Annotated in this window: 10 protein-coding genes; all 10 read left to right on the top strand. The window is 47.1% G+C overall.

Translation table 11 applies throughout. From position 1 onward, the window contains the following. Window positions 1–19 precede the first annotated feature (19 nt). The 10 genes from MKX46_RS11255 to MKX46_RS11210 all read left to right on the top strand — a co-directional run bounded on the left by MKX46_RS11255 (window position 20) and on the right by MKX46_RS11210 (window position 13066). Entirely contained in the window at window positions 20–268 is a 249-nt protein-coding gene (locus MKX46_RS11255; RefSeq protein ID WP_341071241.1) for a hypothetical protein, read from the top strand. A 345-nt stretch (window positions 269–613) separates the two neighbouring features. Next, a complete protein-coding gene (gene cyoA / locus MKX46_RS11250) occupies window positions 614–1597 on the top strand; it encodes a ubiquinol oxidase subunit II (RefSeq protein ID WP_029519232.1) in 984 nt (327 codons plus the stop codon). 25 nt (window positions 1598–1622) lie between these two features. Then, the gene (locus MKX46_RS11245; RefSeq protein WP_025723659.1) at window positions 1623–3599 is read left to right on the top strand and encodes a cbb3-type cytochrome c oxidase subunit I; all 1977 of its coding nucleotides are present in this window, start codon (window positions 1623–1625) and stop codon (window positions 3597–3599) included. Then, the gene (gene cyoC, locus MKX46_RS11240; RefSeq protein WP_013373104.1) at window positions 3599–4207 is read left to right on the top strand and encodes a cytochrome o ubiquinol oxidase subunit III; all 609 of its coding nucleotides are present in this window, start codon (window positions 3599–3601) and stop codon (window positions 4205–4207) included. Before MKX46_RS11245 ends, cyoC begins: the two co-directional genes overlap by 1 nt. Beyond that, window positions 4208–4543 carry a cytochrome o ubiquinol oxidase subunit IV gene (cyoD, locus tag MKX46_RS11235; RefSeq protein ID WP_029519230.1) on the top strand — a complete coding sequence of 112 codons (336 nt, stop codon included), beginning with the start codon at window positions 4208–4210 and terminating at the stop codon, window positions 4541–4543. Between the two features lie 185 nt (window positions 4544–4728). After that, window positions 4729–5853: an NADH:flavin oxidoreductase gene (locus MKX46_RS11230; protein WP_318628083.1), complete on the top strand. Its 1125-nt coding sequence runs from the start codon at window positions 4729–4731 to the stop codon at window positions 5851–5853. 149 nt (window positions 5854–6002) lie between these two features. Continuing rightward, window positions 6003–6371 (top strand): ArsR/SmtB family transcription factor, encoded by a 369-nt coding sequence (locus MKX46_RS11225; RefSeq protein ID WP_007432172.1) that lies wholly within the window; start codon window positions 6003–6005, stop codon window positions 6369–6371. Window positions 6372–6559: 188 nt separating this feature from the next. Then, window positions 6560–8896 carry a heavy metal translocating P-type ATPase gene (locus MKX46_RS11220; RefSeq protein ID WP_208332610.1) on the top strand — a complete coding sequence of 779 codons (2337 nt, stop codon included), beginning with the start codon at window positions 6560–6562 and terminating at the stop codon, window positions 8894–8896. Between the two features lie 305 nt (window positions 8897–9201). After that, the gene (locus tag MKX46_RS11215; RefSeq protein WP_029519225.1) at window positions 9202–10653 is read left to right on the top strand and encodes a PEP-utilizing protein; all 1452 of its coding nucleotides are present in this window, start codon (window positions 9202–9204) and stop codon (window positions 10651–10653) included. A gap of 430 nt (window positions 10654–11083) precedes the next feature. After that, window positions 11084–13066, top strand: a complete 1983-nt coding sequence (locus MKX46_RS11210; protein ID WP_049817084.1) for a heavy metal translocating P-type ATPase — start codon at window positions 11084–11086, stop codon at window positions 13064–13066. The last annotated feature ends 88 nt before the right edge of the window (window positions 13067–13154 follow it).

The raw sequence follows: 13154 nt of genomic DNA, 5'->3' as shown, positions 1-13154 counted from the left end.
ACCGAAGGGAGTGGAGGGGATGGCTGCAAATTTTAGAAAATCAGGATCAACTGACGGGCAGATGAGCCGTACGGTATCTGTTATCGCTTTGATCGCTTGTATTGCAGGTATTATCCTTATTTTGCTTGATATAGGAAATTTGACTGATCGAAATATATATTTAATGACAGGCATTGGCTGCGTTATTGCCGGGATTTTTATTTTTCTCGTTGGGAAATCATTTGTCATTGCACGCAAGAAGGAAGACCAGGAAAACGGTCGCAGTTAATAAAATTAAAAATGATTTAAAGCAAATATATACTGAAAACAACAACGTGGGGCTTCGAGCAGTGTAGGATGATAACTGTAGGGAGTCCCGCTTTTTTCTTTAATATAACTTCTTTAAGATACACAAATAACGTTTTTTAATATGTCATCTTTGAATTATAATATATTTTGAATTTGCAAGAGAAATTTTATTTTTAGAGATATTTTTCACAAAAATCGGACAAATAATCGACAATTCTGTTAACAATAAAAAAAGTGGCCGCTTTTCTGCTATCTTATATAGGGGCAACATTACAGGAGTTCGTTAAGTTTTGAGTAATTTATTATTTAAGGAGAGGGGAACAACATGAACAAAAAACCAAAAGCGATTATTGCGTTGGTTTTGACCGTGCTCACGGTAGCATTGCTCATTTGGACGTGTTTTTATGCTGGCGGAAAATACGTTGTTTTCGATCCGAAAGGACCCATTGGGCAAGCACAAAAAGAGCTGATCATTCTTACAACGGCATTGTCTGCGCTAATAATTGTACCGGTCATGATTTTGACTTTCTTCATCATTTGGCGGTATCGTGATACACCGACAAACAAGGTGAAGTACCAACCCCACTGGGATGACAGCAAAAAGCTGGAGACCACATGGTGGGCTATTCCAATTATCGTTATCTGTATTATTGCGGTTATTACTGCAAGATATACCTACTTGCTGGAGCCTTCCAAGCCGTTGGCAAGTACGCAAAAGCCAGTAACCATTCAAGTGACTTCACTGGACTGGAAATGGCTCTTTATGTACCCAGAGGAAGGTATAGCTACAGTTAACCAAGTTCACATTCCTAAAGGTGTTCCAGTCCGTTTTGAACTGACTGCTGACGCACCGATGAACTCGTTCTGGATTCCGCAATTGGGCGGACAAATCTACACCATGTCAGGCATGGCTATGAAACTGCATTTGCAGGCCGATCACGAAGGAACTTACTTTGGTTCGGGTGCAAACTTTAGCGGTGAGCATTTTGGACAAATGCGTTTTGATGTAGAGGTCCAGTCGGATGAAGAGTATAAAAACTGGGTCGCTGACATCAAGAAGCAGTCTAAGCCGCTGACGAAAGACGGCTATTTGGCGCTTGCAAAACCAGGTTTGTCCCAGCCTGATGAGTATTCTTCGATTCCAGATGGCTTGTTCAAAGAGATTGTCAACAAGTATGTAGTGGAAGGGGCTCCTAACCCCCATGCTGGACATGGCGGAGCTACATCCACAGAAGATTCAACCAAGTCCGGCACAGAAGATCATGCTGGAATGGACATGAGTCATATGAATATGAGCGGACACAATTAAATGATTATAAGGAAGGAGGCCCCCAATGCTTGACAAAATAAAAGAGTTTGCATCCACTTTCTTCGTTACTGGAGACCCAATGATCTATGGAGCGGACGTCTCCATCGCATTAGCGACGATCGGGATCGTGTTTGTGCTCACTTATTTCAAAAAATGGGGCTGGCTTTGGAAAAACTGGTTGACTACTGTTGACCATAAAAAAGTCGGTATTATGTATATTCTTGCGGCCATCTTGATGTTATTCCGCGGAGGCGTGGATGCATTATTGATGCGTGTTCAACTGGCTACACCGGATGTGACACTTCTGCATCCTGAGCATTACAATCAGATTTTCACAACTCACGGCACGATCATGATCCTGTTTATGGCGATGCCGTTGATGTTTGGTTTGTTTAATATCGCCGTACCCCTTCAAATTGGTGCGCGCGACGTTGCGTTTCCTTTCCTGAACGCATTGAGCTTTTGGCTTTTCTTTATGGGAGCGATGTTGTTCAACTTGTCCTTTGTTATCGGCGGTTCGCCAGATGCAGGGTGGTTGAGTTATCCACCGCTTTCAGAACTGCAATTTAGTCCTGGCGTCGGTCAGAACTTCTATATCTGGGGTATTCAGATTTCTGGTATAGGTTCATTGGCTACGGGGATCAACTTTATTGTGACCATTATTAAAATGCGTGCACCTGGTATGACTTGGATGAAAATGCCTGTCTTTACGTGGTCCGTATTTTCGTCATGTGTTATTATCATTTTCGCATTCCCGATTCTGACGGTTACTTTGGCATTGCTGTTCCTTGACCGCTTTGGAGGAGGACACTTCTTTACGCTTGATTTCGGCGGTAACCCGATGATGTATATCAACTTGATCTGGATGTGGGGTCACCCTGAGGTATACATTGTAGTTTTGCCTGCCTTCGGTATTTATTCCGAGGTCATCAGTGTATTCTCCAAAAAGAAATTGTTTGGCTACAAATCCATGGTTTACGCTATGTTCATGATTGCGATCCTGTCCTTCTTCACCTGGGCGCATCACTTCTTCACGATGGGATCAGGCGCAGATGTTAATGCATTCTTTGCGATTTCGACGATGGTTATCGCTATACCGACAGGGGTTAAAGTATTTAACTGGCTGTTCACGATGTATCGGGGTAAGATTACATTCAAGACCCCTATGATGTGGTCAATTGCTTTTATTCCGAACTTCTTGATTGCTGGTTTGACGGGCGTCATGTTGTCTGTAGCGCCTGCTGACTTCCAGTTCCATAACAGTTACTTCTTGATCGCTCACTTTCACTCCGCTCTGATTGGTGGTGTAGTGTTTGGTTACTTGGCAGGTCTGTACTATTGGTGGCCTAAAATGTTCGGTTTCACATTGCCTGAAACGCCTGGTAAATGGGCTTTCTGGTTCTGGAACATCGGTTTCTATGTATGTTTTATTCCACAATATTCTCTCGGTCTGATGGGTATGACGCGTCGTCTGAGCACTTATGGCTGGGATACCGGCTGGCAGCCGCTTAACCTCGTTTCGACCGTTGGGGCATTCCTGATGGGGATTGGGTTCTTGTTCCAGGTTCTTCAAATTCTTCTGGGCATCAAGAATTACCGCAAGCTGAAGGATACAACAGGCGACCCTTGGGGTGGCCATACGTTGGAATGGTCGATACCTTCACCTGCACCGGAATACAATTTTGCTACCATTCCACAAGTAGAAGAACGTGATGACTGGTGGGCAGAAAAAGATAAACGTGCAAAAGGTATTTTCAGAAAGCAACCGCCAATTGAAGCGATTCATATGCCGAAAAACTCGGCGATTCCATTCATTATGTCGGTATTCTTTTTCATTGCAGGTTTCGGGTTCGTATTCGGATGGTCGTTCTTCTATATTCCAGGGCTGATCGGTGTGGCAATTTGTATGATTTGCCGTTCGTTCTTCTCCTACGATGGCGACTACTATATCCCTGCGGATGAAGTAAAACGCACGGAAGCGGCAATAAGGGGGTCTGTATAATGGCACAAGCTGCAGCACATCACAGCCATGATCATGACCACGGGCATCACGATCCGCAAGAGCTGAAGATGCTTGGTTTTTGGATCTTCCTCGTAACGGACGTAATCCTGTTCAGTACCTTGTTCGCAACCTTCGTTGTCCTTCGGAATAACACGGCCGGAGGACCAGGTGGCGCAGAGCTGTTTAACATGACGGGCGTTATTATTGAAACGTTCCTCTTGCTCACGAGCAGCTTCACAAGTGGTCTGGCTGTGTTGGCTATGAACAAAGGAAGCATGAAGGGATTAATCAGCTGGTTAATCGTAACAGCGATCCTGGGTCTTGGTTTTATCGGTTTTGAAGTTTACGAGTTTGTTGAAATGGTACACGAAGGAGCCAATTTTGGAACCAGTGCGTTCTTGTCGGCATTCTTCACTCTAGTCGGAACGCACGGACTTCACGTTTCGTTAGGTCTGGTTTGGATGATTGGACTCATGTTCCAGTTGAAAAAACGCGGGCTTACACCAGAGACGAAGGGGAAAGTTTCGGCATTGAGCTTGTACTGGCACTTTTTGGACGCTGTCTGGATCTTCTTGCTGACAGTCGTCTATTTGATGGGGGTGATGTAGATGGCACAGCATCAATCAGGAGCGGGTTCGCATGGTCATGATGATTCTCACGGTTCAGTGAAATCCTATGTTATCGGGTTTATTCTGTCCATCGTACTGACCATCATTCCTCTCTTCGTGGTGATGAATCATATGTTGAGCCGCACTTCGACCATGGTTGTTATTTTAGCCGCGGCAGTGCTGCAATTTCTGGTTCAGCTTTTCTTCTTCATGCACATCCGTGAAAGCAATGGACCACGTTGGAATGTTATGACCTTGATTCTTGGTGTAGTGATCCTGTTGACCGTCGTTGGTGGTTCAGTATGGATTATGGAATACAACATGGTAGCACACTAAAAATCACACAAGTACAAACTAATTAGGAAAGAAGGAGCGGACTTAGAACCGCTTCTTCTTTTTTTGTGTAGCTTATTAAAATTAAAACTGTGGTTTCTTGAACTCAAGTTTACATATGTGTAAAATGGAATTGTATAACAGTAGAGTGAAAACGATAATACTAGTGGAGAGCGGAGGAAAAAGTAATGAACACAGAATTACTGTTTAAACCTTTTAAGGCAGGTAATTTAACTCTTCCCAATCGGATTGTTATGGCGCCAATGACACGAAATTTTTCTCCTCAAGGTATCCCAGGGCCTGACGTGGTGATGTATTATCGTCGGCGTGCAGAAAATGCGGTTGGTTTGATTATTACGGAGGGAACTGCTATTAATCATCCCGCAGCTGTAGAGCACACCAGCATTCCTAATTTTTATGGTGAGGGATTAAAGGGGTGGGCCAAGGTAGTCGAGGAGGTTCATGCGGTAGGTGGCAAGATTATACCGCAGCTCTGGCATGTGGGTACAGCTCGCCAAATAGGTGCGGATAACCAACCGAATCCCGAGGCATTGCCTGTCGGTCCGTCCGGTATTTCTCCTGCCGGTGAAAAGGTAGTTGAGCCGTTGACCGAGACCGAGATTGCTGATATTATCGCAGCCTATGCTCAGGCCGCTGCCGATGCCCAGCGAGTGGGTTTTGACGGTATTGAGCTCCATGGAGCACATGGCTATTTAATTGATCAGTTTTTCTGGGGCAAAACGAATAAGCGTACCGATCAATATGGAGGCAATCTGGTCCAGCGTACTCGGTTTGCGGTGGAGGTCATTGAGGCTTGTCGTCGTGCAGTAGGGCCGGATTTCCCAATTATACTGCGATTCTCCCAGTGGAAGATGTACCACTATGAAGAAAAGCTGGCACAGACACCTCAGGAACTTGAACAGTTTCTCGCTCCATTAGTGAAGGCAGGAGTGGATGTATTCCATTGCTCAAGCCGCCGTTTTTGGGAACCGGAATTTGAAGGGTCCGATCTAAACCTGGCAGCTTGGACGAAAAAGATAACAGGTAAGCCAGTTATTACTGTAGGCTCCATTGGCTTGGAGAAGGCGTTTTTGAGTGATTTTGAAAAAAATAATAATCGTCAAACCGAACAATCCAGTAGTGTAGAGGCAAGATTAGAACAACTCGTGGGGCAAGTAGAACGAGAGGAAGCTGATCTGGTTGCGGTTGGACGTGCTTTGCTGGTTGATCCAGCGTTTGCGGTGAAGTTACGTGATCAACAAATAGAAGAAATTATTCCTTACAGTGATGAAGTATTAAAGACGCTGAATTAAGCTTTATGTACTGTAAAGCTATAGCGTTAGGCAAGCATTTGAGACTTGGAAGTCTTCTGTTACAGGGCAAGCTGTAATATAAGCTATTCGTAAACTCTACGAATTTGCTATAATAGGAGCATCAAGTCGAAATACACGGGGTGAAAAGGATGAATTCTGAAACGGAAGCTTTGGATTGCGAGCCGGCTTGTCACGGTTCAGATCAGGAAATCGAGCGCATAAAATCTTCCCTTGTTGAGGATTCCATCGCATACAAAATGTCGGAGCTGTTTAAAGCTTTGGGTGACCCGACACGAATCAAGCTGATTTATGCCCTGGCACAAAAAGAACTGTGTGTTCATGATCTGACCCAGGTGCTCAATATGGGACAATCTGCGGTATCCCACCAGCTTCGTTATTTGCGCAACCTGCGTATTGTCAAACGACGCAAAGAAGGCAAAACGGTGTTTTATTCACTGGATGATAATCATGTGGAGCAGATCTTTTTGCAAACCCATCAACACATATCACATCAATAATCTTTTGGGATAAAACAACAGAGGGCGCCAAGCGATTGGCGCTCTTTTGGCGTTTGTCCGTTGAAGTCGATTTTTTTGTTAAAAAGGGCTAGATGTCATTGACTTTTGACCCTGATCCTGAATATAATGACCTTAATAAATAATATATGAACAGTTGCTCATATATAGTTAATTGGAGGCCAATGATTATGGATGCTCTAAAAAGAACGGAACGGCATGAATGGATTTTGGAAGGTTTGGATTGCGCCAACTGTGCGCTCAAGATTGAAAATGGAGTCAGTAAAATAGAAGGGGTCATGGATTGCTCGGTCAATTTTGTTACGAAAACGTTGACGATGACCACAAGTTCGGATCAAAAAGAAGAGGTTTTTCGCCAGACGGAACGGAAGGTTCATAGACTTGAGCCACATGTTCGGATGGTGGTAAAAAGTGCCCGGGGCCACCTACATGAAGACAGTCGAAGCCATGCTGGTGCAGTACAATCAGATAGCGTAGAGGATTGTGCATGCGGTCATGAGCATAATGATGAAGGTGAAGGACATACACACGAGCATCACAACCACCATGCAGAGCACAAACATGGTGAATCCACCCATGCTCATTCACATTCGCATGGAGATGATAGCCACGCTGGGCATACGCATGATCACGGTACGGACGGTATGCGCCGCATGATTGCGCGTTTGGCTATTGGTGCGGTCGTTGCGGCTGTTGCCTGGTGGTTACCTGTCGAAGGTGTAGGCAAGCTGGCCCTATTTTTACTGGCATATATCATCGTTGGCGGTGATGTTGTCTTGCAGGCTGCACGCAGTCTGGTGCGTGGAATGGCCTTTGACGAGTACTTCCTGATGACGCTGGCTACTGTTGGTGCATTTGCGATTGGGGAATACCCGGAAGGCGTAGCTGTCATGTTCTTTTATCAAATCGGAGAACTGTTTCAAGGTGTTGCAGTTAACCGTTCACGTAAATCCATCAGTGATCTGATGGATATTAGACCGGACTATGCGAACCTGAAGACGGCTGAGTCCGTACGGAGAGTGTCTCCAGAAGACGTTCGCATTGGGGATTTGATTGTGATTAAGCCAGGCGAGAAGATCCCGCTGGACGGTAAAGTTGTAGATGGTAAATCGCATGTGGATACCTCTGCGTTGACTGGTGAATCGGTGCCTCGTACTGTGGAGCCGGGAAGTAGCGTGTTGAGTGGATTTATCAATACGAACGGGCTTCTAACGGTAGAGGTTAGCAAAGAGTTTAGTGAATCCGCGGTCTCTAAAATTTTGGAATTAGTGCAAAATGCGAGTGCCAAAAAAGCGCCGACTGAAAAGTTTATCACGAAATTTTCCAGATACTATACTCCCGTAGTGGTTATTGTAGCGCTGTTGTTGGCGGTTGTTCCACCGCTTGTTGTGCCAGGTGCACAATTTGCAGATTGGGTGTACCGTGCGCTTGTTTTCCTCGTTATTTCTTGTCCATGTGCGCTGGTAGTATCTATTCCATTGGGCTTCTTTGGGGGAATCGGGGCAGCCTCCCGTTCAGGTATTCTGATCAAGGGCGGGAATTATCTTGAAGCTCTGAATCATGTAAAATACGCTGTTTTTGATAAAACAGGCACACTCACCAAAGGTGTTTTCCGTGTAACAGGGATTTATCCTGCCGGGGATTTTACAAACGAAACCCTGCTCGAAACCGCCGCTTTGGCGGAGCTGCATTCGACACATCCTATTGCTGCATCTTTGCGTGAATCCTACGGTAAAGAACTCAGAGCAGAACGGGTTCAGCAGTATAGTGAAATATCCGGTCACGGGATTCAGGCACAAATAGATGGTCGTCTGGTATCAGCCGGGAACGCCAAGCTGATGGAGCGGGAACATGTTGCTTTTAACGTGGCGCAGCAAGCAGGGACGCTGGATGAAGGAACGGTCGTACATGTGGCGGTAGACGGAACGTATGCCGGGTGCATTCTGATTTCAGATGAGGTTAAGGAAGACGCAGCCCAAACGGTTACTTCACTGAAAAAGTTGGGTGTGGTGAAAACCATCATGCTGACGGGTGACAATCGGACAGTTGCCGAGGCTGTAGGACGACAGCTGGGTTTGGATGAAGTAAGGGCAGAGCTGTTACCTCAGCACAAAGCCGAAGCCATCGAGCAGTTGTCTGCAAGTAAAAAAACGAGCGACAAAATTTTGTTCGTGGGCGATGGAATCAATGATACACCCGTACTGGCGCTGGCCGATGTCGGTGTAGCGATGGGTGGCTTGGGTTCGGACGCTGCGATTGAGGCGGCAGATATCGTAATCATGAACGACGAGCCTTCAAGGCTGGTTACGGCCATCCATATCGCCAAGCGCACACGTCGTATCGTATGGCAAAACATCATTTTTGCACTAGGTGTCAAAGCTGTGTTTCTTACGCTGGGAGCATTCGGTATTGCTACGATGTGGGAGGCTGTATTTTCCGATGTAGGTGTAACATTGCTAGCCGTATTGAATGTGATGCGTGTATTGAAGGTTCGTTCTTACGAGTAAAAAATAAACACCCCCGGGTTAACATCGGATGTAGGCATCCTGTGAAAACCGGGGGTGTTTATTTTATAGGTTCCTTTTTCGAGTGGTCTTGTACCAGCAGTATAGAGATTACTTGTGGGTTGTAGGGGAGCTGTGCCCAGATGTATAAATGCGTGGCGTGCCTAATACGTTAAGGTAGGGGCTTTACAAGTAAGGCCCATGTAAGATTCGGTTGCTCCATTATGAGTAAGCGTTTTCCTTATTTGGAGGGGTACTCAAATTCGTGTGTGCCAACTTGCTGACGGAAGAAAGGATGGATTAATAGCATGGAGGCTAAACTGATGCATGTATTCGCAGAGCTGTTGGGCGGCAAAAACAGCCGGGATCTCAAAGATCCAGAGTCGGTTATGGAGACTGCTGCACAGAGGTTGGCTATGGAGACGCTAAGGGCAGGCAGCCATGAAGTATCTGCTACGCAGGGGGAAGATCCGTTGGGCTGGCTGGTTGGTTTAGCTGAGCAGGGCGTAATCAGCCGAGCGGAGGCTTTGATGGCTGCGAATCCCGAATTACTTGGGGAAACGATGCTGAATAGCGGCAACGATATTGGGCAAGCAATGGGTACACTCCTAAAATGGAGCGATGAATACAGACGTACCTTCATACGGATTTATGCCGATGCTCCTACAAGTATGAGTCGTATAAGTACAGAGACAGCATCAGAAATAGGCAGTTTCGACGGTTATAGTCTTCTGCATGGCCCCTTGTCACAGGCCTCTGGCCGCGTTGGGGAATTATGCTATGCCTATCTGGACGTAGCTGAGTCTGGACAGACGATTCATGCCCCTGACGGGGAGCCCGACCCCATCCTTATTCCCGGCTCTCGTGCATCTGACACGTACAAAACCTTTAACCAGGCATCTGGCCTGCCTGGATTGTGTGAGCATTTGTCCCGCCGGATTATCAGCTTGCTGGAAACAGAGTATGAAGGCTTATTCGAGTCTCTGAACGGATCGCCACTCACTGTTGCCCTAATGGAGCAGAACAATGCAGTGGGTATTGGCAGCTTGCAAGATATGCAGCTGGAGGCATTACTGCGTGCGGCGTTGCGGAGCGTGCGGCAGGGGGGAGAACCCAAGCTGGAGATTATGGTACGCAATCCGGCTGACGTGGACGAATTCCGGGCAACCCGAGACTGGATTGACGGCGTTGCGGAGCAGACCTTATGCGGACGTCTTCGGTGCATTCCATATCGGGTAGGCGTGCTTTTGACAGTTGCCCCGTCTTTGGTGCCTAACATAAGCCCAACATGGAACAAGGAAGCCGCACGGTCGGAGGAGTCAGCCAACCCCAATAACATATCCAAAGTGGGTGCACGACATATCAAGCAGGTGGCTCAAGCTGCAGATCTGACACGTTTTGCCGATACGGTCATTTTAGAAGTCATACCAACTCCATCCGATGATATTAGGACTGAGGATCAGTTGATTCCACCCGGTGTCGATGGTCATGAGAATACTAGTGATACGATAAAATGCATAATGGAAGCTGTTCGACGTGTAAAGCCCGAGCTTCCTTTATGGGTAGCAATAGATGAAATTAACCAGTCTCTGGATGGGATTTCGATCTGGGAGAATGAGCTGACGGGGGTCATTTGCCCGGACACAGCAGTTCCCGCCGCACGCCTTGCAGCTGCGCGTTTGGGACTGCAACAGCCCGCAGATCGTCAGCGCACTTCTGGGGCTGCACACAACCATGCGTGGAAGTTTCCTTTAGCCTGAAGATAACCTGAATTCATGTAATAGAGGATTTTGCAAAAATCCAATAAGCGATTTTCAAAGAACAAAATATAGATCGAAATGGCCTAGTTCGTCTATATATTACACTTTGGAGCGACTGGAATCGATTTTTGCAAATCCTGAATCGGATGCTCTAAATATGGAGGATACCTGCGGTGTTTGCGCGGGTATCTTTTTTTATTTAGACCATTGCTGGTTTACAAGTGGAAAAGAAAAGGTATATAATAAAACAAAAGTTTCTCTAAACCAAAATAATTGTATAGACGCAAAAATGATTATCATTCTCATTTGCTAAACATGCTGCTTCGGGCTTCCCGAAGCAGCATGTGCTATTTTAGGGCACTTAACAATGGATATCATTCTCAATGAGATGCTAGTACAAGGAACAAAATATGGAAAGGAACGTGACATGATGCAAGCTGTTCAACGATTACAAGATACATTGTCTCCCTCTAACCGAACCCTTTCAAAAAACAGTGGCAGCGGACGACCCGGTCCGAATCGTAAGCCGCAATTTCAGCTTAAAAGTATGCTGAAAAACAAGGAGATGCAAGCTGCTCTAGGTAGTGGATTGCTGATGTTGATGGCATGGGGAGTCTCACATTGGTGGCAATGGCTATCGGTCATTCTGTATGTGGTGTCCTATGCCCTTGGGGGCTGGTCCAAAGCCAGGGAAGGAGTCGAAACACTGATCCGAGAACATGATCTGGATGTTAACCTGCTCATGATTGCTGCCTCCCTAGGAGCTGCGGCCATTGGCTATTGGAATGAAGGAGCCATGCTGATCTTTATTTTTGCACTCAGCGGTGCGCTGGAGAGCTATACCACCGAGCGTAGTAGTAAGGATATTTCTGAGCTTATGGCGTTGAAGCCGGAAACGGCTTTGCGCTTGTCTCGCGAGGGGACCGAAACGGTCGGCATTGAGCAGCTGTTGCCAGGCGACCTGCTGCTGGTGAAGCCGGGCGAACTGATTCCGGCGGACGGCCGAATCTCTAAGGGCGTTTCGGCAGTGAATCAGGCATCGATTACCGGTGAATCTATTCCGGTAAATAAGGTGGAAGGTGACGAGGTATATGCGGGCACCATTAATGGAGAAGGGGTGCTATATGTGGAGGTTAGTCAGTCCTCAGAGAACACTTTATTTTCGAAAATCATTCGTATGGTGGAAGAGGCTCAGACCGAAGTTCCTGATTCCCAGCGTTTTATTAAAACGTTCGAATCGGTGTACGCTCGAATTGTTGTTGCTGTCACGCTGATCGTCATTGCCGGTGCACCCATAGCATTAGGCTGGACGTGGGCAGCAGCGTTTTACAAGGCTATGGTGTTCCTCGTCGTGGCCTCCCCCTGTGCGCTCGTATCATCCATTATGCCAGTAATGCTATCGGCCATTTCCAACCGTGCCCGACGGGGCATCCTGTTCAAAGGTGGTGCACATGTGGAGAATATGGCATTGACTTCTGTTGTTGCTTTTGACAAAACAGGCACGTTAACGATGGGGTCACCTGTCGTCACGGATTGGATTACCGCCGCAGAATACGATGCCGATGAGTTATTGCATATGGTCGCCACAATTGAAAGCTATTCTTTGCATCCACTGGCGCGAGCGATTGTAGCCAAAGCCGAAGCTGATTTGGGACAGAGAGATCTTCTTCCAACCGAAGAAGTGCAGGCACTCACCGGATGGGGAATGGAAGGCATCATAGGTGGGGTGAAGTGGAAAATTGGGCGTACAAATGTACTGGATGAACCTGGTTCTCTGGCAGAGCCAAAGTGGATGGAGAGTCGGGCCCGGCTGGAAGCTGAGGGCAAAACCGTATCCATCATCCTCGCGAATGATCGGATTGCCGGAATGCTGGCACTACGCGACGAGCTGCGTCCGCAGGCCCAAGAGTCCGTGAAACGACTGCAAGCGCAGGGTATCCGGGTTGTCATGCTAACCGGGGACCGTCCAGAAACGGCCGCTGTGATCGCGGCGCAGGCCGGAGTTGACGCCGTGTATGCTGGCTTAATGCCGGAGGACAAAGTCAGCCATATTCGCATGCTGCGGGAGCAGTACGGGCATGTCGTCATGGTCGGCGACGGTGTGAACGACGCTCCTGCGTTGACAGCGGCAACCGTAGGACTAGGCATGGGGATGCATGGCAGCGGAGCCGCACTGGAGGTCGCAGACGTTGTGCTGATGAACGATGGAATCGAGGAGATTGCTCCGACGGTAGCACTGGCCCGCAAGGCGCAGCGGGTGGTTAAACAAAATATGATCTTTGCGGTAAGTGTCATTTTGCTGCTTGTGATCAGCAACTTTGTGCAAGATATAGCCCTGCCATTTGGGGTTATTGGGCATGAAGGTAGCACATTACTGGTTATTTTGAATGGCCTGCGCTTATTACGGTCATAGGGCTAATAATCACAAGAAGGAGCATTCATCCTCTTAAAAATTCAAGGGGTGAATGCTCCTTCTTTTGCAGCCTCGCAACGCTGTACGT

Origin of the sequence: Paenibacillus sp. FSL P4-0113 (genome assembly GCF_038009305.1) — a bacterium.
GTDB classification, from domain to species: domain Bacteria; phylum Bacillota; class Bacilli; order Paenibacillales; family Paenibacillaceae; genus Paenibacillus; species Paenibacillus polymyxa_D.
This window is presented reverse-complemented; position numbering and strand designations above follow the sequence as displayed.